Source organism: Celerinatantimonas diazotrophica (genome assembly GCF_004339545.1).
Taxonomy (GTDB): Bacteria; Pseudomonadota; Gammaproteobacteria; order Enterobacterales; family Celerinatantimonadaceae; genus Celerinatantimonas; species Celerinatantimonas diazotrophica.
Genome location: NZ_SMGD01000003.1, coordinates 15,558 through 36,178 on the forward strand (window position 1 = coordinate 15,558; position 20,621 = coordinate 36,178).

25 protein-coding genes are annotated in these 20,621 nt (G+C 43.8%); 16 read left to right on the forward strand and 9 right to left on the reverse strand.

All coding sequences use genetic code 11. From position 1 onward, the window contains the following. Positions 1-78: 78 nt before the first annotated feature. Positions 79-666 carry an FMN-dependent NADH-azoreductase gene (locus EV690_RS01365; protein ID WP_131911156.1) on the forward strand — a complete coding sequence of 196 codons (588 nt, stop codon included), beginning with the start codon at positions 79-81 and terminating at the stop codon, positions 664-666. 65 nt (positions 667-731) lie between these two features. On the opposite strand, the gene EV690_RS01370 is transcribed toward EV690_RS01365, so the two are convergent. Continuing rightward, positions 732-2,636 (reverse strand): ABC transporter ATP-binding protein, encoded by a 1,905-nt coding sequence (locus tag EV690_RS01370; protein ID WP_131911157.1) that lies wholly within the window; start codon positions 2,634-2,636, stop codon positions 732-734. Positions 2,637-2,718: 82 nt separating this feature from the next. Here EV690_RS01370 and EV690_RS01375 point away from each other — a divergent pair, with 82 nt between their 5' ends. Continuing rightward, positions 2,719-2,916: a YheV family putative zinc ribbon protein gene (locus EV690_RS01375; RefSeq protein ID WP_131911158.1), complete on the forward strand. Its 198-nt coding sequence runs from the start codon at positions 2,719-2,721 to the stop codon at positions 2,914-2,916. Here the strand turns inward: EV690_RS01375 and EV690_RS01380 are convergent. The 3 genes from EV690_RS01380 to EV690_RS01390 are packed head-to-tail and all read right to left on the reverse strand — an operon-like array spanning position 2,913 to position 4,654. Further along, positions 2,913-3,413 carry a GNAT family N-acetyltransferase gene (locus tag EV690_RS01380; RefSeq protein ID WP_131911159.1) on the reverse strand — a complete coding sequence of 167 codons (501 nt, stop codon included), beginning with the start codon at positions 3,411-3,413 and terminating at the stop codon, positions 2,913-2,915. The genes EV690_RS01375 and EV690_RS01380 overlap by 4 nt on opposite strands. A gap of 16 nt (positions 3,414-3,429) precedes the next feature. Then, positions 3,430-3,645 (reverse strand): SlyX family protein, encoded by a 216-nt coding sequence (locus EV690_RS01385; RefSeq protein WP_131911160.1) that lies wholly within the window; start codon positions 3,643-3,645, stop codon positions 3,430-3,432. Between the two features lie 4 nt (positions 3,646-3,649). Next, positions 3,650-4,654 carry a WD40 repeat domain-containing protein gene (locus EV690_RS01390; protein WP_131911161.1) on the reverse strand — a complete coding sequence of 335 codons (1,005 nt, stop codon included), beginning with the start codon at positions 4,652-4,654 and terminating at the stop codon, positions 3,650-3,652. Between the two features lie 109 nt (positions 4,655-4,763). Between EV690_RS01390 and fkpA the strand changes: the two genes are divergently transcribed. Continuing rightward, positions 4,764-5,543, forward strand: coding sequence for an FKBP-type peptidyl-prolyl cis-trans isomerase (gene fkpA, locus EV690_RS01395; RefSeq protein WP_263433844.1), 780 nt, complete (start codon positions 4,764-4,766; stop codon positions 5,541-5,543). A gap of 54 nt (positions 5,544-5,597) precedes the next feature. On the opposite strand, the gene rsd is transcribed toward fkpA, so the two are convergent. Beyond that, positions 5,598-6,071, reverse strand: a complete 474-nt coding sequence (rsd, locus tag EV690_RS01400; protein WP_131911163.1) for a sigma D regulator — start codon at positions 6,069-6,071, stop codon at positions 5,598-5,600. A 111-nt stretch (positions 6,072-6,182) separates the two neighbouring features. Here rsd and nudC point away from each other — a divergent pair, with 111 nt between their 5' ends. From nudC to EV690_RS01415, 3 genes are all read left to right on the forward strand, one after another. After that, positions 6,183-7,007 (forward strand): NAD(+) diphosphatase, encoded by an 825-nt coding sequence (nudC, locus tag EV690_RS01405; protein ID WP_131911164.1) that lies wholly within the window; start codon positions 6,183-6,185, stop codon positions 7,005-7,007. A gap of 75 nt (positions 7,008-7,082) precedes the next feature. After that, positions 7,083-8,162 (forward strand): uroporphyrinogen decarboxylase, encoded by a 1,080-nt coding sequence (gene hemE / locus EV690_RS01410; RefSeq protein ID WP_131911165.1) that lies wholly within the window; start codon positions 7,083-7,085, stop codon positions 8,160-8,162. Between the two features lie 70 nt (positions 8,163-8,232). Beyond that, entirely contained in the window at positions 8,233-9,015 is a 783-nt protein-coding gene (locus EV690_RS01415) for a sulfite exporter TauE/SafE family protein (RefSeq protein WP_131911166.1), read from the forward strand. A 36-nt stretch (positions 9,016-9,051) separates the two neighbouring features. On the opposite strand, the gene EV690_RS01420 is transcribed toward EV690_RS01415, so the two are convergent. Continuing rightward, complete coding sequence (locus EV690_RS01420) at positions 9,052-9,894, reverse strand: 5'-nucleotidase, lipoprotein e(P4) family (protein WP_131911167.1); 843 nt, start codon at positions 9,892-9,894, stop codon at positions 9,052-9,054. Positions 9,895-10,073: 179 nt separating this feature from the next. Between EV690_RS01420 and EV690_RS01425 the strand changes: the two genes are divergently transcribed. The 5 genes from EV690_RS01425 to EV690_RS01445 all read left to right on the forward strand — a co-directional run bounded on the left by EV690_RS01425 (position 10,074) and on the right by EV690_RS01445 (position 13,277). Then, positions 10,074-10,712, forward strand: a complete 639-nt coding sequence (locus tag EV690_RS01425; RefSeq protein WP_131911168.1) for a hypothetical protein — start codon at positions 10,074-10,076, stop codon at positions 10,710-10,712. A 15-nt stretch (positions 10,713-10,727) separates the two neighbouring features. Then, entirely contained in the window at positions 10,728-11,435 is a 708-nt protein-coding gene (gene nfi / locus EV690_RS01430; protein WP_131911169.1) for a deoxyribonuclease V, read from the forward strand. Between the two features lie 343 nt (positions 11,436-11,778). Next, complete coding sequence (locus tag EV690_RS01435; protein WP_131911170.1) at positions 11,779-12,363, forward strand: YjaG family protein; 585 nt, start codon at positions 11,779-11,781, stop codon at positions 12,361-12,363. Between the two features lie 170 nt (positions 12,364-12,533). Continuing rightward, complete coding sequence (locus EV690_RS01440) at positions 12,534-12,806, forward strand: HU family DNA-binding protein (RefSeq protein WP_131911171.1); 273 nt, start codon at positions 12,534-12,536, stop codon at positions 12,804-12,806. Between the two features lie 108 nt (positions 12,807-12,914). Further along, positions 12,915-13,277 carry a sirohydrochlorin chelatase gene (locus tag EV690_RS01445; protein ID WP_165872625.1) on the forward strand — a complete coding sequence of 121 codons (363 nt, stop codon included), beginning with the start codon at positions 12,915-12,917 and terminating at the stop codon, positions 13,275-13,277. A gap of 33 nt (positions 13,278-13,310) precedes the next feature. Here EV690_RS01445 and EV690_RS01450 read toward each other — a convergent pair whose 3' ends face one another. From EV690_RS01450 to EV690_RS01460, 3 genes are all read right to left on the reverse strand, one after another. Beyond that, the gene (locus EV690_RS01450; RefSeq protein WP_165872626.1) at positions 13,311-13,877 is read right to left on the reverse strand and encodes a YfaZ family outer membrane protein; all 567 of its coding nucleotides are present in this window, start codon (positions 13,875-13,877) and stop codon (positions 13,311-13,313) included. Between the two features lie 203 nt (positions 13,878-14,080). Continuing rightward, positions 14,081-14,701: a LysE family translocator gene (locus EV690_RS01455; RefSeq protein WP_131911174.1), complete on the reverse strand. Its 621-nt coding sequence runs from the start codon at positions 14,699-14,701 to the stop codon at positions 14,081-14,083. Between the two features lie 13 nt (positions 14,702-14,714). Next, positions 14,715-15,296 (reverse strand): DNA-3-methyladenine glycosylase I, encoded by a 582-nt coding sequence (locus EV690_RS01460; protein ID WP_131911175.1) that lies wholly within the window; start codon positions 15,294-15,296, stop codon positions 14,715-14,717. Positions 15,297-15,448: 152 nt separating this feature from the next. On the opposite strand from EV690_RS01460, the gene EV690_RS01465 reads away from it, so the two are divergent. The 5 genes from EV690_RS01465 to EV690_RS01485 all read left to right on the forward strand — a co-directional run bounded on the left by EV690_RS01465 (position 15,449) and on the right by EV690_RS01485 (position 20,611). After that, positions 15,449-17,353: an EAL domain-containing protein gene (locus EV690_RS01465; RefSeq protein WP_131911176.1), complete on the forward strand. Its 1,905-nt coding sequence runs from the start codon at positions 15,449-15,451 to the stop codon at positions 17,351-17,353. A gap of 260 nt (positions 17,354-17,613) precedes the next feature. Then, on the forward strand, positions 17,614-18,657 hold the full coding sequence (locus tag EV690_RS01470) for a rod shape-determining protein (RefSeq protein WP_131911177.1): 1,044 nt from the start codon (positions 17,614-17,616) through the stop codon (positions 18,655-18,657). Positions 18,658-18,687: 30 nt separating this feature from the next. Then, positions 18,688-19,566 carry a rod shape-determining protein MreC gene (gene mreC, locus EV690_RS01475; RefSeq protein ID WP_131911178.1) on the forward strand — a complete coding sequence of 293 codons (879 nt, stop codon included), beginning with the start codon at positions 18,688-18,690 and terminating at the stop codon, positions 19,564-19,566. Next, complete coding sequence (gene mreD, locus EV690_RS01480) at positions 19,563-20,048, forward strand: rod shape-determining protein MreD (protein ID WP_131911179.1); 486 nt, start codon at positions 19,563-19,565, stop codon at positions 20,046-20,048. The genes mreC and mreD overlap by 4 nt, the downstream gene beginning before the upstream one ends. Further along, positions 20,048-20,611 carry a Maf family protein gene (locus EV690_RS01485; protein WP_131911180.1) on the forward strand — a complete coding sequence of 188 codons (564 nt, stop codon included), beginning with the start codon at positions 20,048-20,050 and terminating at the stop codon, positions 20,609-20,611. Before mreD ends, EV690_RS01485 begins: the two co-directional genes overlap by 1 nt. The last annotated feature ends 10 nt before the right edge of the window (positions 20,612-20,621 follow it).

Below are 20,621 nucleotides of genomic sequence, written 5' to 3' on the forward strand. Positions count from 1 at the left end.
AATAGTTAAAATAATCACATATATTCGAATGTAAGGCCGTGTTACTCTTTTTGCATCATAAACAAGGAGATCAAAAAGATGGCAAAGATTTTAGCGCTCAAATCAAGCGTGCTTGGTGAATATTCTCAGTCTTCAAAATTGATTGATGAATTTCTTGCTCAATACAAAGATAGTGAAGTGATTGTGCGTGATTTAGCAGCTAATCCTGTCCCTGTCTTGGACGGAGAATTAGTTGGCATGCTGCGTCCTTCTGGTGAGTTGAGTGCTCGTCAGCAAGAAGCGAAAGAACTTTCTGACACACTGATTAAAGAAGTTAAAGAAGCTGACTTGTTAGTCATGGCCGCTCCAATGTACAACTTTGCTATCCCAACCCAGCTTAAAACCTGGTTTGATTTTGTGGCTCGTGCTGGCGAAACTTTCACTTATACTGAAACGGGTGCCGTGGGTCTGATTGAAAATACTAAAGCATTAATTGTGACCACTCGGGGTGGCATTCACCAAGAAGGTGGAAGTGATTTTGAAATCCCTTATCTGAAAACCCTGTTAGGCTTTTTGGGCATCCGTGAAGTTGAAGTGGTCTATGCTCAAGGTTTGGCAATGGGCGAAGATGTTGCTAAACCTCAGTTAGATGAAGCTGTTGCTAAATTAAGTAACTATCAAATCTAAGTTTGTTTGAGTGATAAAAAAGGCTGCATTGCAGCCTTTTTTATTTTTAGGCGAGAGCGACCTGTCTATTCAGCTGCTTGCTCGTTAAGTTCTTCAAGTTGCGACTCATATTCTAACCAAGTTTCTTCGGTTTGTTCCAGTTGTGAGCGAACACTGGCTTGTTGTTTTATGAGCGTGTCTAATTGGGATTTCTGGTCCGCTTCATATAATTTCGGATTACTCATTTGAGTTTCGATTTCATACAGTTGTGCGGTTAATTTCTCCGTCTGTTTTTCGAGTCGTTCCAGCTCTTTGCGTAACGGCTGCGTTTTTTTGCGAAACTCTGCCTGCAGGCGCTTTTGCTCTTGTCTTGAGCTTTGAGAGTTTAGGGATTGCGGTTTACTTTGCGCACTGTTGCCTTGGTTTTGCCTTTTTAACCACGTCTGGTATTCATCTAAATCGCCTTTGAAAGCGTGGACACTGCCATTATCAACCAGATAGAATTCATCGCAGCTGGCTCGCAGTAGAGCCCGGTCATGCGAGACCAATACCATTGCGCCTTCAAAGCTTTGCAGTGCGATGGTTAAGGCATGACGCATATCCAGATCCAGATGGTTAGTCGGCTCATCAAGTAATAACAGGTTAGGTCGCTGAAAGACAATCATCGCTAGAACTAATCGCGCTTTTTCGCCGCCACTAAATGGCGCTACTTTCGCAAGGGCTTGTTCGCCAATAAAACCGAAACTTCCCAGATAATTACGTAGTTGCTGCTCGTTCTGGTCTGGGGCTAAGCGGCGCAGATGATCCAGTGGAGTGTCGTCGACTCGAAGTGTCTCCAACTGGTGCTGTGCAAAGTAGCCAATTTTAACGTTGCTATTCAGATCGAGTACGCCATTAAGCGGGGTTAAATCACCGCTTAATAATTTAATGAACGTCGATTTTCCTGCGCCATTACGGCCAAGCAGGCCAATCCGACTGCCGGGAACGAGGTTAAACTGAATTTCGCTGAGAACCGTTTTGTTTTGATATCCGGCACTGACCTTTTCCATTCGCAGTAGCGGCATTGGGAGTGTATCTGGCGGCTGAAATTCAAAACTAAATTGTGAGTCGACATGCGCTGGACCGACCAGTTCCATTTTTTCGAGCGCTTTTAAACGGCTTTGGGCTTGTTTCGCCTTGGAGGCTTTGTAACGAAATCGGTCAACATATTTTTGCAGATGATCGCGCTGTTTGAGCTGTTTTTCATGCAATGCTTGCTGCTGAGCCAATTTGGTCGCTCTTTGGCGTTCAAAGCTTGAGTAGTTGCCGGTGTATTCATTAAATTGAGCATTTTCAATATGGATGATGCGTTCAGTGGTTTGATCTAGAAAATCGCGGTCATGGGATATAATGATTAATGTCCCTTGGTAGCGTCCTAGCCATTGCTCTAGCCAAACAACGGTGTTGATATCGAGGTGGTTTGTCGGTTCATCAAGCAGTAGTAGATCGCTGCGGCATAATAGTGCCTGGGCCAAGTTCAAGCGCATGCGCCAGCCGCCAGAAAAACTAGCGACACGATGCTGTTGTGCTGCTTCATCAAACCCTAAACCGGCTAGCAGTGTCGCGGCGCGAGTCTGGATCTGGTAGCCACCAATGGCATCTAATTGCCCATGCAGGGCTGCAATGGCAATACCATCCTGGTTGGCTTCCGCTTCGACAAGCTTGGCCTGCACGTGTCGATATTCCTGATCACCATCAATCACGTAGTCGATAGCCGAACATTCAAGTGCTGGCGTATTTTGTGCGACACTGGCAATTTGCCAGTTCACTGGAAAGTCGAGCTCGCCACTGTCAAGCGTTATCTCTCCTTTTAACAGACTGAATAAAGAGGATTTGCCGCAGCCATTTTTGCCGACTAAACCGACTGATTGGCCAGGATGAATCGTCATCGATGCTTTATCCAGTAGGATTTTGATGCCGCGCTGCAGACTAATTTGTTGAGCTGTGATCATAGTGATAACTTAAAATGCAATAATGATGGATCATATCGTAAAAATGGTTGAACTGTCGAAATCTGCGAAAAATAGGTTAATAATGAAAAGACGATTTATTGCTGGAGCCAATTGCCCACACTGTCATCAACAAGATACACTGGTTATTGAGTCAGATAGCGAAGGGCATGATAAAGTCAAATGTGTTCACTGTGGCTATCTATTTGAAGATCAAGAAGACGCATCTCAGTCTTCACCAAAACAGCCACCAGAGGCATCCATTGCGCGATTTAAACTCTAATCAAGGCGCTTCCCTAAAATGGATAGGTTGTATAGCGTGTGATCCAGCTTTGCAACCTTTGGTAATTCCCCCCAAAGTTGATAGCCATGGTGTTCAAATAACTTCATGCTGGGAGTGTTATGACTAAAAATAAAACCGATCAAAACATTAATATTTTGCTCTTTGGCTAATTTTTCGGCATCAGCTAAGAGCTTTTTACCTAAGCCGTGCCCACGAACCTGTTCGGCCAGATAGATACTAATCTCGCGAGTTTGCTGATACGCCGGGCGATCATAAAAGGTACTAAAACTAAACCAAGCAATTACTTTATTCTGAGAAATCGCGACTTGAATCGGGTGTCCGATACGCTGATGCTCTTCCAGCCAACCGTTACGATCAGCAACGCTAATCGGCTCCATATCTGCGGTCACTTGCCGGGAGGCGATAGTTGTGTTGTAAATAGCCACAATCGCTTCAAGATCCGCCGGTGTTGCGTTGCGTAATTGATACTCTACCATCAAACTTCCTTTGTCTTTAATAGTGTGGTGGTGGTGTTTCCTCAGACTGAGATGCAATCTGGGAAGGCTGAATCTGCTGAATTTTATTGCTGAGCAGTTTTAGCTGGCGAGTTAATTTATCAATTTGCCATTGCTGATTAGTAATCGCGTCATTGAGCTGCGCGATGGTATCTTCCTGAAAAGTCAGCTGGCTTTCCAGTTGTTCAATATGCTCTTGTAATTCAGATGTCATCAGATTATTCATTATGTACAGACCAGTATTCAACCAAGCCACTAGAGCTGGCACTTATTACCTGTCCATTGTCATCGATTGTGGCATCATATACAACCGCACTGGCCGGTCGACGGTTAGTATTAAGACCAACTTTCCACTGTTCAAGTAATTGCCCACTCTTGATATCCCATAAACGGAGCCTACGATTCGCTGAACCAGTGAGCAGCCACTGATCATGATGGACAAAGCGTGCTGAACTAAAAATTTCTTGGCGAGTGTGGATGGCTAGTTTACTTACGAGTTTGCCCTGCGGAATGGTGAAGATCTTGGCCAGATTGTGGCTACCGGCCACAAAGATATATTTACCATCGGGAGTCATCGCGATCTGCGTGATCCGGCTATCCATATGGATTTTGGTGATGATTTGTGCACTTTGCGTATCCCATAAAATGGCATCCCCGCCATTGCCAGCGCTAAATGCATAACGTCCATTGGCTGATAATCGCACTACATTAATGGCTTGGGTATGAGCTAAAAATTCTAAGCGGCGGCCGGTTTTTAGATTGATAAACAAAACTTTGCTATTTTCTAAACCGACGAGGACATTCTGACCATTAGCCGATATCGCAAGGTCGCGGATCACCGATTGGGCAATCGAATAAAAACCTAATGAATGTCCGGTATGCGTTGACCAAATGGCAAAATCGTGGCGTGAAGCCGTTACGGCATACTGATGACCTGGCGAAAATTTTACAAGAAAAACATTATTTTGCGATTGTTGTTGCCAGCGAAACTTGGCTTGAGCTTTGGGGGTTAGCTGCCAGAGCGTCACATCATTGTCGGCGCTTGACATTAAACTGAGAGAGCCATCACGGCTCAGAGCAGCATCAAATACGCCATTACTATCTTGTGTGATAGTCTTAATTGCCTCTGTTTTAGGCGTGCAGCCGGCTAAAAGTGCTATGAGGAATAAAATAGCGCTGAAATAGCCGCGTCTTAAGTAAATTTGTGTGAAATAAGTATTCATATCTTTCTACATAGGTTTATAGACGCTAGTATAGACGGCTGATTGACGAATCAGTAGATAAGTATATCGGCTAATGTGTATAGAAATGAAGCCATTCTATTGATTATTATTGGCAAAACTTAAGGTCTGGAGAGTTCATCTCATGAAAAAATATTTAGCAGTATCGCTACTAGCCAGCTCGGTATTGTTTGCAACGGCTCAAGCGAGTGCTGCAACCGAGCATTTTAAAAACGAAGCACAAGAACAAGCGTATGCCGTGGGTGCTTCAATGGCTCGTTATTTGGATAAATCACTGCAGCAGCAGGAAAAGATCGGTGTCAAACTAGATCGTAATCTGATCATCGAAGGTATGAAAGACGGCCTTCATGGCAAATCGAAGCTTTCTGATAAAGAAATTCAAACCGTTTTAACTGACATGAGTAAAGACTTGGCAGCGAAAGCGAAGAAAAAAGCGGCTGAGGAAGCAGCAAAAGCGAAAATTGAAGGCGCGAAGTTTCTTAAAGAGAATGCTAAAAAACCAGGTGTAAAAACAACCAAATCAGGGTTGCAGTATAAAGTTCTGAAAAAAGGAACGGGCCCGCAGCCAAAACCTTCTGACATTGTTACAGTGAATTACAAAGGTTCTCTGATCGATGGTACTGTGTTTGATAGTTCTGCGAAGCATCATCAGCCTGCAACCTTTAAACTGGATCAGGTGATTCCTGGTTGGACTGAAGGTGTACAATTGATGCATCAAGGCGGTAAATATCGTTTCTATATTCCAGCAAAACTGGCTTATGGTGACCATGCAACAGGTTCTATCCCTGGTAATTCGACATTGATTTTTGATGTTGATTTACTTAAGGTCAAAAAATCATCAAATTCAACCTCTGATAGCTCAACTAAATAATCGAGAATCGAGGCGATCCTAATATAAGTTGGGATCGCTTAATTATTCTTTAGTTTAAGGGTTTGTTTGAGCTTGCTCTGCAACAACATGTTGATAAAGCTCAGCGAGCAACTTATCTTCAATGGCAAAACGGTTTTCTAAACTTTCACCGATAATCCCTAATGTATCGATAAATTCATTGAGTTCGCTTAAGTCACTGACTTCGACGTATTTGTCGTAAAAATCAACGATTATTTCTGTGGTGGGCGCAAGTTGTTGGATGTAGCCATGAACTCTTCGATAGTCTTGGCAATCTTCGATTATCTGGTCAAAAACACCGAAGTGTCCGGTTGAAACGTAATCGACCAGATGGTGGCAGAAATGTTGGATCTGCTCTAGTTGTGGCAATTTCTGCATTGATTTAGGTTGTTTTTGTCCGACCAACTGGCAATATTCAACGATTAGTTGGCTGCGCTCAGCAAGCCAGTTATCAATAACCTGACTAGCACCACCCCAACGTTGTTGGGCTTGGGCGACTCGTTTAAGCATAGTGACCTCCGGCTTCTTTATAATACAGGGAGCTATCTTAATTTAACTGTGGCTGAATGAGCGGATTTGATCAAGTTATCCAGCGCTAAAGATCGAAAAATAAGGAGTTCTATGTCTGCTTTCCATCCTCATCGTCAGTCGTTAGCCGGCTGGTGGTTTTTTACCTCGCAAGATAAATTATTGTGTGTGCCTCAAGGCCAACGTATTCCGTTTGGCCAAATGGATGATCTGCCCGTGACTGAATCGTGGTTGACTCAAGCCGAGTATTTTAATGATTACATGGGTGAGCCATGCTACCGGTTAGCATTAGATGGACCGATTGACCTAGGGTTAGGAGAGTGGGAGTCGCTTTATCAGTTGGTGAGTGAACTGAATGAGGATTTCTTGATGCTCGCTGGGCAAGCGATGCAACAGTCTCTGTTTTTAAAGACGCATCAGTTTTGTGGGCAGTGTGGCAAGCCGATGGAGCGTGTTGACTGGGAATTTGCAATGCAATGTAATCATTGTGGATTTCGTGCTTATCCACGAATTTCGCCGTGTATTATTGTCGCGATTCGTCGAGAAAATTCAATTTTGTTGGCCTGTCATAAACGACATGCCAAAAAAGATAATCCCATTTACACTGCCGTAGCGGGATTCGTCGAAACAGGTGAAACCCTTGAACAGTGTGTCGTGCGTGAAGTATTTGAGGAAACTGGTATTAGGGTCGATAACATACGTTATGCAGGTAGCCAACCGTGGCCGTTTCCTCATTCTTTAATGATGGCATTTTTAGCCGACTATCGATCGGGTGAGATCAAAGTCCAACGTAGCGAGCTGATTGATGCCAACTGGTTTGAGATTACCAAACTACCGCTATTACCGAAGCCGGGGACGATCGCCCGTAAAATTATTGACACTTTAGTCGATGAAATTGCTGGATCTGTGCAGAGCTAATTCAGTGCATCACTATAGCCTTTATTGGCAAATCGCCATACAATGCCGACAGTTTGTGCCAGCTTCAGGAATATTATGAGCAAGTTAAAAAATGACCGTTACTTAAGAGCATTACGCCGCGAAGAGGTCGATATGACGCCGGTATGGATGATGCGTCAGGCTGGCCGATATCTGCCAGAATACCGTGAATTGCGTATGAAAGCGGGTGACTTCATGTCGGTTTGTCAAAGTCCTGAGCTGGCCTGTGAGGTGACACTGCAGCCACTGCGGCGGTTTGCTTTGGATGCAGCCATTCTTTTTTCTGATATTCTAACTATTCCTGATGCCATGGGACTGGGGCTCTATTTTGTGAAAGGCGAGGGGCCTCAGTTTGCTCATCCCATTCGCTCGTTAAGCGATGTTAAAGCGCTGTCAGTGCCAGACCCGCTTAAGTCACTGGCTTATGTGCCAGCGGCGATTAAAACCATTGTCCGTGAATTAGATTCGCAAGTTCCGTTGATTGGTTTTTCTGGCAGCCCTTGGACATTGGCTACTTATATGGTGGAGGGCGCGTCAAGCAAGCAGTTTAGTAAAATCAAAAAAATGCTCTTTAGTGACCCCGCAACATTGCATCTTTTGCTGGATAAATTAGCGCTGTCTGTCATTGACTATCTTAATGCGCAAATTGAGGCTGGGGTTGACTCTGTGATGATTTTCGACACTTGGGGTGGGGTATTAAGTGGCGATTGTTATAAAGAGTTTTCACTGGCATATATGCAAAAGATTGTCGAAGGGATCCACCATTCTGCTCATGGGCAACATATTCCGGTCACTCTGTTTACTAAAAACGGGGGACAATGGCTGGAGTGGATTGCCGAAACGGGCTGTGATGCGATTGGGATTGACTGGACATGTGATATGGATGACGCGCGTCGCCGAGTTGGCGATAAAGTCGCTCTGCAGGGGAATATGGATCCGTCGATGTTGTACGCACCAGCAGATAAAATTGAGCGTGAAGTCCAGCGAATCCTTAATCAATATGGTCATGGTAGTGGCCATGTCTTTAATCTGGGACATGGTATTCACCAGGATGTCCCTGCCGATCATGCTGGTGTTTTTGTGGATGCAGTTCACCAATATAGTCGGTCTTATCATCAAACTCCTATAAAGGAGTGAATCGCGGCCGTCGTCTCTCTTAGAGATAACAAGCGCTCTTTAAGTTAGTGTATTTGTTCTAAGGTTATTTATGTTTTTGATCTGTTTGGTGTTAGGTGCCGTTGCCGGCACACTCTCGGGATTATTTGGTCTGGGGGGAGGCGTCCTGATTGTGCCAGCTTTAGTGGTCATTTTTCACTGGGCGAATTTTCCTCCTGAGTTGTCCATCCATATGGCAATGGGAACATCGTTAGCGACCATTATTTTTACCGCAGCAAGTTCAACTTATAGCCATTACAAACAAGGAAGTGTCGACTGGAAAATTGTTCGGCAATTGACCATAGGGATTATTATCGGTGCTTTCTCCGGAAGTTGGCTGGCGCATTTTATCGATGGTCGTTGGTTAGAGTGGGCTTTCGGGGTCTATTTAGTGTTGATCGCCTTAAAAATGTTATTTGCCCATCCGCAAATATCTAATCGGTCTATGCCTGCTGTGTGGGTTACCAATTGCGTCGGTATCTTTATCGGATTTAAATCTGCTATTTTCGGTGTTGGGGGCGGCACCGTGACGGTACCGTTTTTAAATTATTTTGGTCAGTCAATGAAACGAGCCGCTGGGATTTCAGCGGCCTGTGGATTACCGATCGCTATTAGCGGTACGCTCGGCTATCTCCTTGCAGGGAGCCAGAACGCAGTTTTACCCGCGTGGAGCGTTGGGTATGTGTATCTGCCCGCTTGGTTGGGGATTATCTTAACCAGCTCTGTTTTTGCTCGCTTTGGTGCAAAACTCTCTCATCGCTGGTCACAACAGCGTTTGCAGCGTCTATTTGCGATCTTGTTATTGGCCATTGCTATTAAAATATTTATGGCTTAAATAATGCCCTTTACGTGGTGAGAAAGTATTTAAGTCTTATGGGTGCCAGACGCGCAGGGCTTCTTTACGCAGTTTGTTTTTAGTTGCAGCACTTGCTCCCCATTTATAATCAATGGCGGCACCATCCCAAGTCCCATAAACTGGGTTTGGTAGTACAATGTATTTGGTTCCCCATTGTGGACGATATTGGTCTGCTAATTGCTGGCGTTGTTGCATGCTTTTGCCATCAAACTTATGACTGAAGTCACCTAAATTATCTCCCATGTAGAGAGCTACATCATAATGAGCGCGGATTTGGTCGCGTCGAGGCCCTTTATTACTGCTGGTGGTTTTCATGAGCAGGTGTGAGTTAACAACATCCGGGAATCCCAGCTGTTTAAGGTTTGTTAAGGTCGCCTGACGAACTTTCTCAGCACGATTAGTGACATAGAATACCTGAACACCATTTTCACTGGCGAAATTTAAAAACGATAATGCTCCAGGGATTGCTTTCGCTTTGCTCTGTTTGACCCACTGTTGCCAGGTTTTACTTGAATAGCCCTGATTTTTACCGATTAACCAAGCCTGATACGGCGAATTATTTAAAATGGTTTCATCAATGTCGACGACAACCGCCAAAGGTTTGTCATGATCACTAGATAGCTCTTTTTTCAACTGATTCGTGGCAACATTAAATGCTTGGTAACACAGTGCGCGATATTCAGCTGAGCGTTGCATCCAGACTAAAGCTTGCATCTGTTGTTCGTTCAAATCTTTGGTTGAATAAGTCTGTGATGCACCGGGATGGGCGGACTGGGTCTGGCTATCAGTGGGGGATAATTGCGCACATCCAGATAAAATTAGTGAACTGAAAGCGATAATTGAAAGCTGTTTGAGCATAAAAATATCCTAGAGATTATTCAATTTATCAGTATTGAATTACATGATAGCGCATTCGCCAGAGGAGAACAGTGCTAGATGTTGTAAATTTTTGCAGGTCTTATGCGATGCCTATGTAGGGATTTTCCCCAATTGAGTCAATTCAATAAGGTGCATATGCTTATTCCATGAGCAATGTAATGAAATCAGCTCAGGCTGAATCCCGTGTTGAAATTCCAGCCTGTCAACCAGTGCAGCTCATGCAAAAAAATGCCAGTGAGCTTTGTTTGCAGTGGGATGGCTGGATGCTTAACGATGAAGACAAGTGTCTTAATACTTCTCAGTTTTTAGAGGAGGCTCAGTCGTGTGCCGAGAAAATGTTGCTTGAACATGTTGCTGGGCCGTTGTTAATTGTGATCGATGATGAGTTGCTCAGCGATAAATTTTGGTTTGAGCAGTTGCTCGATAGACTGTTAAAAATTCATTTTTCTTGGCGTAATCTCATTGTACTTGTCAAAGATTGGCCCAGACATAATGATATTGCCAAAGCGAATCAGTCCATTTATTGGTTGCGCTCATGCCAGGTTCAAGTTTGGTTGCAAAGCTTGCATATGCCAAGTAGATCCCAGCTGGAATCAGTATTAGTGGATGCTGTCGTTGTAGATGCGTTTAGTCGTTATGATGATTGTTTGGCTAAGGCTGATATTCAGACCCATGTGGATGAATTATCAGACGATAATGCAACGGTGATTCTATTGAACCCACCCGCGTCTTTTTTGAACGATGATGATATATCGCCTTTATTGGGTGTGCTAACATCCAGTAACGATTCAAGATAAAAGATGGAGCCTCTCATGGACTGGCAATGGCCTTTTTCAGTCCAGCAAGCTCGTGAATTTCAAACTCGAGCCGCATCCCAACTGCAGTTAACCCCTTTTCAACACCCCGTTCGCTGTATTGCGGGAGCTGACATTGGTTTACCGAATAAGGGTTCCATGGTTCGAGCAGCAATTTGTACTTTTGATGCCAACTGCTTAACTCCGTTAGAACTTAGTATTGTCACTTTACCGAATACCATGCCATATATTCCTGGGTTGCTTGGTTTTCGAGAGGTTCCGGCGTTGGTTCGGGCTTATGAATTGTTAGAGAATAAACCTCAGTTGGTGTTGGTGGATGGCCAGGGGATTGCTCATCCGCGTCGCTTTGGTAATGCATCTCAGCTGGGGTGGCAACTTAATATCGCAACAATCGGCGTGGCCAAATCAAAATTAACCGGTGAGCACCAACCACTTGAAGCACCACCGGGCAGTGTCCAACCGCTTATCGATGAGAACCATATCGTTGGTTATGTATTGCGCTCAAAAGCACGTTGTAAGCCATTATACCTATCACCAGGCAATAGGGTCTCGACAGAGCAAAGTTTGTCTTTTGTTCGACAGTGTTTGGATGGCTATCGGTTACCAAAGCCGACCCGTTGGGCTGATGCATTTGCCTCTAATCGACCATCGGCAGCTAAATTACTGAAATTGCTCTCACCGGACAAAGTCCACCAGATCACATAGAGGTAGTTTATTGGTCGCAAGATGATAACGGGTCACTTCGAGTGAGATCGTTGGTCTGTGTTGATGAGGTTTGAATATTTTTAAGCATACAAAATGCTAACTGTCAGATAATGTATAAGGAAATGTCGCTCTATCTCTCCTAATTTTGTCCTATAAGTGTGACATCCGTATACGAGTGATCGCATTCAGAGTGCTTGTGTTCCAACTTTTTTGGTTGCTTTTTAAACTTATTGTACCATCTTCAAGCAAATGATTTATTTTTAGCCTTTTTATGTATAATTTTACTGGTGATTTCACGACTTTCTTTTAAAATCACCTCTTCCATCAACCTAGGAGTTTATTGATGCTACCAGCTTCTTTTTTGACAAATCTAAAAAATTTGCCAAGAATGGCGCAACTGCTATTCTGTGCTTGTTTAGCACAGCGAATGATGCCAAATTATAAGTTGTTTGCTCAGGCTACTGGGTTTGCCAGTGATGATGCATTGGATAAATACATGGCGCTGTTTTGGGAGTATTTGGGGTATCCAAAAGCCCGTATTAATTTTGCCTTGCAGCGCGAGCAATTAGATCCGGTTATTCCAGAGGTAAAAAATTTTGATATTTATGGTGTATATCCGGCCCTAGATTGTTGTGTCGCACTAGAATTATTATTTAGTGTCGTCTTGACGTTTGATGGAGATGAGGCGGCACAGGCAAGTCAGTTATCGTTGAGTTCGGTGACGAATTTTTTGCAGATGCAAAATGATTTTGCTGATGATGAGGCGGTGTTCAAAGAGCCCTTAGCAGTAGAAGAGTTGGCATTTCAAAAACAATGTTATGATTTTGCTCTTAGTTTTCAGAGAAATCATGATTACATCAAACAGGTGAGAAAAGTAGCTCGACAAGAAGATGTCAGTAATCTGGGGATCTGTTTGCGGGACGAATAATTCCTGTTACAGTGGCCTGTGGCATGGGATATTTCATTCATTTTTTTCCAAAATAGTGTTAATCCCGCGTCAAATCTGGCTTCTTGGATAAAAAAATCTTTGCGAAGCTTATTTTTTTCTCTTAAAGTGTTCTCGGCTAATCGAAAATAATCACAAAGGATTACTTATCTATGAATAAAACTGAACTGATTGACGCTATCGCAGAAAAGGCGGATCTGTCTAAAGCTCAAGCAAAAGTGGCATTAGAAACTACTATTGAATCAATCTCTGGCGCGCTTAAAGGTGGTGATCAGGTTCAGCTGATTGGTTTCGGTACTTTCAAAGTAAATCATCGAGCAGCTCGTAAAGGCCGTAACCCTCAGACTGGCGCTGAAATTGATATCGCTGAAGCGAACGTGCCTGCATTTACTCCTGGTAAAGCTCTTAAAGACGCAGTTAGGTAATTTGTCTATCTAACCGATTGGCATCAGTATTAACTGGTTACTTTTAGAATAAATATGGGCATTCGTTGCCCATATTTTTCTGCTCTTGTTGTAAACCGGAGACATCTCATGTCTAAAGCTTTTGTTTTAGTAGCTCATGGCAGTCGCAAAGATGAATCCAACCACGAAATCATTGCGTTCACCCAGCAGTTACAACCTGCTTTAGCAGGGCATTTTAAGACGATTTGCCATGCTTTCTTAGAATTGTGTGAGCCAGATCTTCATGCCCGACTTGAGCAATTGATTACTGAGGGCGTTCATTCCGTCACTTTATTTCCATTTTTCTTAGCTGCAGGTAAGCATGTCCGCCATGATTTGCCCGATTTAGTGGCTGAACTTAAGCAGAAATACCCTCATTGCGAATTCGTACTGCTTGAGCATTTAGGCAAACAAAGTGGTTTGGTGAAATTGATTCAGGAAGCGGTACTATAAGCCTGCCTACTTCCTGAATGATGTGCGTATTTTTTAAAAATTATAATCAGTGCCAAGATAAAAGTTGTTCTCATAACGTAGATCAGGCCCAGCGTTATAACCAAAAGTTGTCCGTCGCCATCCGACAACCACATCGACATTATCAACTGCCATATAAGATGCTTTTGCTCCGTACTGCATATAGCGGTCGATGTGGTGGAATGAAAGAAGATCGGGCGCATAATAAGTTTCTGCTGTTGCTTTAAGTCGGTCATTCAATTGATAAGAGACATGTCCACCTAAAGCGACCACACCACCGTTTCTATGATCTTTTGCATCCAGAAAAACAGCTTTACTGCCAAAACCAAAGGAAATAGGGTCTGAATTGCCTACAAATTCAGCGCCAACCTGAGCGAGTGTTCCACTATCGTCAGAATATTGGCCATTGGCAAAAAATTTAGCATTGTCACCAGCTGCCGCTTGAATTCCACCTTTAATATTTTTGTTGTTTACTTGAACATTAATGCTGTTGTTAGTGTGGCCTGTGGCGGCAAATGCTGACTGTCCTGTCAGCAGCAATCCAGCGTATGCTATTGAAAGTGCAATGATTCGTTTTTGCATTGTAGTCTCACTCATTTGAAATCGAACAAAGTTAACTGACAAGTTTAGTGATGCATTGATACAGCGTGATGTCACGTTTTTGTCGCTACACTGAATTATTACAAATAACATGCCAGTTCTAAAAATAATAAAGGATGGTGGTCATCCTTTATTATTGATTGTAGCTGTAAGTCGGCTGATTGGTATGAAAGTGCACTAACTAACTAACTGGCCGCGAGCCAGACCCCAACCATCGCCATCAAAGCACCAGAGATGCGATTAAGCCATTTTAGTTTGCCCGAGTGAGCGAGATAGTACCCAAGTGTTTTACCGCCAGAGGCATAGATAATCAAACAGGTAAATTCAATACACAGTATCATTGCAACCAGTAGCATCAGTTGAGGAGCAGCGGGCTCATTGACATCAATGAATGGTGGTAATAATGAGACCATGAATGCCCAGCCTTTGGGGTTGGCGATTGCAGTAATCAGTCCTTGAAAGGCGAGAGCTTTGCGCGATTGTGGTTTAACATTGCCTTGTGATTGTGCCAATGATAGCTTCGAGCGAGATCGCCACATCTGAATTCCCAAGTAGAGTAAGTAAGCACCACCTAAATACTTTAAGATGTGAAACAGATGTGGATAGTTGAGCATGATGGCCGCAACACCAACAACCGCAGTAACAGCTACTATGCCCACGCCAATCAGTTCTCCTATCATCATCCATAAAGTTCGTTTGATACCAATAGTCATCCCGAGCGTCATCGACAGTGTCATACACATTCCCGGGGTGAGCGAAACAACGAAAAAAGTCCCTATAAAAGCTATGATGACGTGTCCGTGCATTTGATGTTTTCTCCTAGAACAATTCGCGGGCGCGTTGATTACAACGAGAATGGGCACTGCAACTGACAAGGTGGTCATTAATTATGCCAACGGCTTGCATAAAGGCATAGCAAATCGTTTCCCCGACAAATTTAAAGCCCTGTTTCTTGAGTGACTTAGCCATTGCCTTCGATTCTGGGCTGGTCGTTGGTGTATCTTTGCCATCAACTAATTGGTGGTCAATTGGGAAATTATTTACAAAAGACCATAAATAATCGCTAAAATTAATGCCTTGGTCACGTAAGTTCAGATAGGCTTGTGCATTTTGCACGATAGAGTTGATTTTGAGACGATTACGCACAATACCTGGCTCTTGCAGAAGTTGTTGGATTTTATTGTCATCAAACAGAACTATTTTTTCAGGGTTAAATTGTTCAAATAAGCGATAATACTCTGATTGTTTACGTAAGATGGTGATCCAAGATAATCCGGCTTGCTGGCCATCAAGACACAATTTAGCAAAAAGTTCCTGGCTATCGACAACAGGCATTCCCCAGCATTGATCGTGGTACTGGCGGTATTGAGCATCGTTCCCTGGCCAACTGCATTCAGGCATAAAGTTCCTTAGTTGTTGTCAGATGAAATAACAGTTTGCCATTGCTGGTGATATTTACAATATCGAAAAGGCGATTTATTGGGATGAATTAGATAAGCTAGGCAGTTCACCTAGAGAGTTAATGAATAAGTATTAAAAGTGATTGAATATCTGTGAAACTGTCGAATAAATTTATTCTGTTTATTGTTATTTGTGTGGTGACTGCCGTTGGTTTGGTAGGGATTGGTGGTGCCTTGACATTCCGTAAACTCGCCTATGATCAACAATCGTTTAAAATCAAAGCGATTGTGCAGCTTCTCGATAGTCAATTGGATGTTCAGCCTGATACTCCGGAGTTTGAACAGTGGTTACCCAATTGGTTACATGCCCACCAAATTATTCGGATGGATGTATCGAATAAGGGAGGAACAGTTTATACCTTTCGTGACGTTCGTTATCACGGGAATACTAATTTACTGATTCATTATCATTTCCAGCTGAAATCCCATCCCAATTTTTCTATTACGTTATGGGTCGAGAGTCCATTTAAAAGGCTGCGTTATGCGCCGGATGCAATGGTGTATGTCTTCTTAGGGGTGATTATTGTGGCGGTCGGGTTGCTAATTAGTATTCAGTGGCTCAAAAATGCGTTTAAGGGGGCTGAGCGCCTTGAGTGGCGAGGAAGGCGAATTATTGGTGGTCATCAAGATGGCGTGATGAATGCGGAGCCTGGCGAATGGCCTCGAAGTGCCAGCCGGGCGATTAACCAGTTGCTCTTGCAGCTGGAAAATAGTCGCCAGGATCGGGCCCGATTTGACCGAATGATCCGCGAGAATGCTTTTATCGATGAGTTGACCGGGCTGGCGAACCTCACGCATTTCAGTAATCGTCTTGAAACAGAGATGCTCGATGGGGATGCCAACATCGGAGCCGTTTTGCTTTTTCAGATTACGATTTTGGATGAATTTAACTACATCCATTCGCAAGAGGCTGGTGATGTTTTACTCCAGCAGTTTGCGCAGTTGCTGAACAATTATGCGAAAAATAATACCAATGCGATTGTGGGGCGGGTTGGTGGCGACCAGTTTGCATTACTGTTAGCTCAGGTGACTTTGGCACAAGCCGAATCGGTGTCGCTGGCATTGTTAAAACAGTTAGAGCGGATCCCGCTGCCTTCAGGATTTTACAGTGATGATTATATTGCTGTTGGCATTGCTGGATATCAGTTTGGCGATTCTCCACAAGAGGTGATGCATCAGGCTGAAGACGCACTGCGTGTTGCCAAACAGCAAGGCGGAAATGCTTGGTTTACGGTCGACCGGCAATTGACAGCTACCTATATTGGGCAAGGTTCAGTGCGTTGGCGGGCGATGTTAGAAGAAGCTCTTTCATTAGGCAAAGTATGTTATTTCGAGCAGTTAATTTATGCTCGAAATCGAATTCCCTATTCGGTGGAATTACTGGCTAGGATCCAAGATTCAGATTCGACTTGGTTGACGGCTAGTGTGTTTTGGCCCTGGGTGGAACGCTGTGGCATGGTCAAACAATTTGATTATCTGGCTATCGAGAATGCCTTGGAACGATTAAAAACGAGTACTATCTCTGTAAATATCAACTTAGATGTCGAAACGCTTCAAGAAAAAGCGGTGATCAGACGACTCATTTATTGGGCGATGGAAACCAATCCGCGCCAGGCTGGGCGGTTAATCATCGAGCTTAAAGAACAGCAAGTTGCTTTTTTGGGGCGTCGTCAACAGGCTCGCATTAATGCATTACGTGAAAAAGGAATTCTGATCGCTATTGACCGTGCTGGGCAAAATGTGCTCAGCACTCAGTATATCAATGATCTTCAACCCGCTTATATTAAGCTTCATCCGAGTCTTGTTAGAGATCTGGCCAGACGGCAGGTGAATCGCTTAGCAATTAGCAGTTTGTTGGCCAGTGCTGAAGGCAAAGCCAAAGTTGTTGCTGTCGGGGTCGAATCGGATCGAGACTGGCAAGTCCTAGAGCGCTTGGGGGTGAATGCTGGCCAGGGGAATTGGTTTTCCCCAGTGATAGCCCCCGAAAAAGAGGATTAATATTGATTCGAATTGTTACTCAATAGTTAAATTTGCGGGGATTGGATAATCTTTGTGCGGCTTTTATTTTATTACGAAAACGCTCTTCCTATTCATTGATTCTGTGCCATACTGGATAGCACTAAATAAGATGGTAGAATTGAAATGTAAGCGATCACTTATAAGCCTACGGTTGCGCTTGCTCTATTGGTCGAGCGTTGGTAAAGTTAGGCTCATTTAGAGATAATCCATCCCCAAAATTTTCAGGATTTTAGCTAGCGATGTTTAAGAAGCTCAGAGGCCTTTTTTCCAACGATCTATCGATCGATTTGGGAACCGCCAATACCCTCATTTATGTTAAAGACCAGGGCATCGTCCTTAATGAACCGTCAGTTGTTGCTATTCGTTTGGAGCGTGCTGGGAGCCCCAAGAATGTTGCCGCAGTGGGGCATGCAGCCAAACAGATGTTGGGCCGTACGCCAGGTAACATTTCTGCCATTCGGCCGATGAAAGATGGTGTGATTGCTGATTTTTACGTGACCGAAAAAATGCTGCAGTATTTTATCAAGCAGGTTCATGAAAACAATTTTCTGCGCCCGAGTCCTCGCGTGTTGGTTTGTGTGCCTTGTGGTTCAACTCAGGTTGAACGTCGAGCGATTAAAGAGTCTGCATTAGGTGCAGGGGCTCGTGATGTCGTTTTGATTGATGAACCCATGGCTGCTGCAATTGGCGCCGGCTTACCGGTGTCTGAAGCGACCGGTTCAATGGTGGTTGATATTGGTGGTGGGACCACTGAAGTGGCGATTATCTCCTTGAATGGGGTGGTTTATTCTTCATCGGTACGTATTGGTGGTGATAAATTTGATGATGCTATCATTAATTATGTGCGCCGTAATTACGGTAGCTTGATTGGTGAAGCGACAGCTGAACGGATTAAACATGTCATTGGGTCTGCTTATCCTGGTGATGAAGTCAAAGAGATTGAAGTGCGCGGTCGAAACCTCGCCGAAGGGGTTCCAAGAAGCTTTACTCTGAACTCCAATGAAATTCTTGAGGCATTGCAAGAGCCCCTTTCTGGTATTGTCAGTGCAGTGATGGTTGCTTTAGAGCAGTCACCACCAGAACTTGCCTCTGATATTTCTGAACGAGGCATGGTGTTAACAGGTGGTGGAGCGCTGGTGAAGGATTTAGACCGGTTACTGATGGAAGAAACAGGGATTCCAGTTGTGATCGCAGATGATCCATTAACGTGTGTCGCTCGTGGCGGTGGTAAAGCGCTCGAAATGATTGATATGCATGGTGGCGATCTGTTTCAATATGAATAAGGTCGGCTTTAGTTAGCTCGGTTTTTGCTTATGAAGCCAATTTTTTCTAGTGGACCATCATTACAGTTACGCTTACTTTTGGCATTAATTGTATCGATGGCGTTGATTTATACCGATTCCCATTTTAAGCCGTTCTCCATTGTGCGAGGCTATCTAGCCTCGCTGGTTTCGCCTTTGCAGTATGTCGCTAATTCTCCTCGTGAATTTCTTGATGATGCTTCCGAACAATTTATTAGTGCTCATCGACTACGCCAAGAAAACACTCGTCTAAAACAGCAGTTGCGTTTGCAGCAGGCGCAACTACTGACTATGGCGAATTTAAAAAAAGAGAATGCACAGTTGCGAGCACTGCTTGGATCGCCTGTACATACCGATGGTCGGCGTATGGTAGCTGAAATTCTTGCGGTTGATTCCGATCCGTTTTCTCAGCAGGTTGTGATCAATAAAGGCAGTCATGATGGCGTTTATCAAGGTCAGCCAGTGATTAATGATGTTGGTGTGGTTGGTTTTATCGTCCATGTAGCAACTGACAGTAGTCGCGTTCTGCTCATTAGCGATAGTTCTGCCGCTATTCCTGTTCGAGTCATGCGCAATGACATTCGAGTTATTGCAGAAGGTGATGGAAATATCAATAGTTTGCGTGTGCCGAATGTGCCCCGCAGTACTGATATTAAAGTTGGTGATGAGCTCGTTACTTCTGGACTGGGAGGCCGTTTTCCTGAAGGTTATCCGGTTGCCAGAGTGACTCAATTTGATTATCGGGAAGGGCAACCATTTGCCTCGATTAAAGCTAAGCCTGTCGTCAATTTAGAGAGATTGCGTTATTTGTTGTTATTATGGCCAAATAAAAGTGATTTAAAACAACCGATTAATGCTAAGAATAAAGCTACTGAGGGGGCCCATAAATGAGAGGCTTTGTCAGTCTGCTGATTGTTATTTTGACATTGCTGGTCGCTATTGTTTTACAGATCCTGCCAGTTCCAGAACAGTTTGCTAATTTCCGTCCCGACTGGTTATTGGCATGTGTTTTTTACTGGTGTATTGCGTTACCGATGCGATTTAATGTTTTGGGCGCATTTGTTTGCGGTCTGGTGTTAGATCTATTATTAGGGTCAACTTTAGGGATTCGGGCGCTATCTTTTTCGTTGGTTGGCTATATTGCTGCAATCAACTATGTGCGTATCCGTAATATGTCGCTCTGGCAGCAGGCCATTGTATTTGCTTTAACCTGTATTGCGAATAAGGCTGTGATATTCTGGATCAATTATATTGTCCATGGAGTACAAATGCCGGCTGGTTATTTCTATTCTGCGATTGGTTCGTTGATTATTTGGCCTTGGATATATCTGTTATTGCGTAAACTCCGGCGTCGATTCCGTGTGGAGGCTTAGTGGATTTTCATCTCGCATCACAATCACCTCGTCGATCTCAGTTACTGCAATATCTTGACTATACCTTTGATATTGTTGATGGGCATATCGATGAAACGCCAGCGGTCTCTGAATCGGATTGTGATTATGTGGTGCGAATGGCTCGCTCCAAAGCCTATTGTGGACTGAAAAACAGTGCAGATGGTCGCCCCGTTTTAGGTGCAGATACCACGATCAGCGTCGATAATGAAATATTAGCTAAGCCAGAATCTTTTGAACATAGTCGGTATATGCTACGCCGGCTTTCAGGGCGAGCTCATAAAGTATTAACAGCCGTTTGTGTGGTGAATCAAGAGCGGATGGAACAGATATTAGTCACTACGATAGTAAAAATGCGCTCAATCAGTGATGATGAAATCAAATTATATTGGCAAAGTGGTGAACCTTGTGATAAAGCAGGGAGTTATGCAATTCAGGGGATTGGCGGAAAATTTGTAAAGGCTATTGATGGTAGCTACAGCGCTGTGGTCGGATTACCGTTGGTTGAAAGCGAACAATTGCTAAAAATGTTTTTATCCAGATAGGTTGGATAAT

Bases quoted from the DNA above. Each gene is read 5' to 3' on its own strand.
- EV690_RS01365 (WP_131911156.1), top strand. From the start codon at position 79: ATGGCAAAGATTTTAGCGCTCAAATCAAGCGTGCTTGGTGAATATTCT.
- EV690_RS01370 (WP_131911157.1), bottom strand. From the start codon at position 2,636: ATGATCACAGCTCAACAAATTAGTCTGCAGCGCGGCATCAAAATCCTA.
- EV690_RS01375 (WP_131911158.1), top strand. From the start codon at position 2,719: ATGAAAAGACGATTTATTGCTGGAGCCAATTGCCCACACTGTCATCAA.
- EV690_RS01380 (WP_131911159.1), bottom strand. From the start codon at position 3,413: ATGGTAGAGTATCAATTACGCAACGCAACACCGGCGGATCTTGAAGCG.
- EV690_RS01385 (WP_131911160.1), bottom strand. From the start codon at position 3,645: ATGACATCTGAATTACAAGAGCATATTGAACAACTGGAAAGCCAGCTG.
- EV690_RS01390 (WP_131911161.1), bottom strand. From the start codon at position 4,654: ATGAATACTTATTTCACACAAATTTACTTAAGACGCGGCTATTTCAGC.
- rsd (WP_131911163.1), bottom strand. From the start codon at position 6,071: ATGCTTAAACGAGTCGCCCAAGCCCAACAACGTTGGGGTGGTGCTAGT.
- nudC (WP_131911164.1), top strand. From the start codon at position 6,183: ATGTCTGCTTTCCATCCTCATCGTCAGTCGTTAGCCGGCTGGTGGTTT.
- hemE (WP_131911165.1), top strand. From the start codon at position 7,083: ATGAGCAAGTTAAAAAATGACCGTTACTTAAGAGCATTACGCCGCGAA.
- EV690_RS01415 (WP_131911166.1), top strand. From the start codon at position 8,233: ATGTTTTTGATCTGTTTGGTGTTAGGTGCCGTTGCCGGCACACTCTCG.
- EV690_RS01420 (WP_131911167.1), bottom strand. From the start codon at position 9,894: ATGCTCAAACAGCTTTCAATTATCGCTTTCAGTTCACTAATTTTATCT.
- EV690_RS01425 (WP_131911168.1), top strand. From the start codon at position 10,074: ATGAAATCAGCTCAGGCTGAATCCCGTGTTGAAATTCCAGCCTGTCAA.
- nfi (WP_131911169.1), top strand. From the start codon at position 10,728: ATGGACTGGCAATGGCCTTTTTCAGTCCAGCAAGCTCGTGAATTTCAA.
- EV690_RS01435 (WP_131911170.1), top strand. From the start codon at position 11,779: ATGCTACCAGCTTCTTTTTTGACAAATCTAAAAAATTTGCCAAGAATG.
- EV690_RS01440 (WP_131911171.1), top strand. From the start codon at position 12,534: ATGAATAAAACTGAACTGATTGACGCTATCGCAGAAAAGGCGGATCTG.
- EV690_RS01445 (WP_165872625.1), top strand. From the start codon at position 12,915: ATGTCTAAAGCTTTTGTTTTAGTAGCTCATGGCAGTCGCAAAGATGAA.
- EV690_RS01450 (WP_165872626.1), bottom strand. From the start codon at position 13,877: ATGCAAAAACGAATCATTGCACTTTCAATAGCATACGCTGGATTGCTG.
- EV690_RS01455 (WP_131911174.1), bottom strand. From the start codon at position 14,701: ATGCACGGACACGTCATCATAGCTTTTATAGGGACTTTTTTCGTTGTT.
- EV690_RS01460 (WP_131911175.1), bottom strand. From the start codon at position 15,296: ATGCCTGAATGCAGTTGGCCAGGGAACGATGCTCAATACCGCCAGTAC.
- EV690_RS01470 (WP_131911177.1), top strand. From the start codon at position 17,614: ATGTTTAAGAAGCTCAGAGGCCTTTTTTCCAACGATCTATCGATCGAT.
- mreC (WP_131911178.1), top strand. From the start codon at position 18,688: ATGAAGCCAATTTTTTCTAGTGGACCATCATTACAGTTACGCTTACTT.
- mreD (WP_131911179.1), top strand. From the start codon at position 19,563: ATGAGAGGCTTTGTCAGTCTGCTGATTGTTATTTTGACATTGCTGGTC.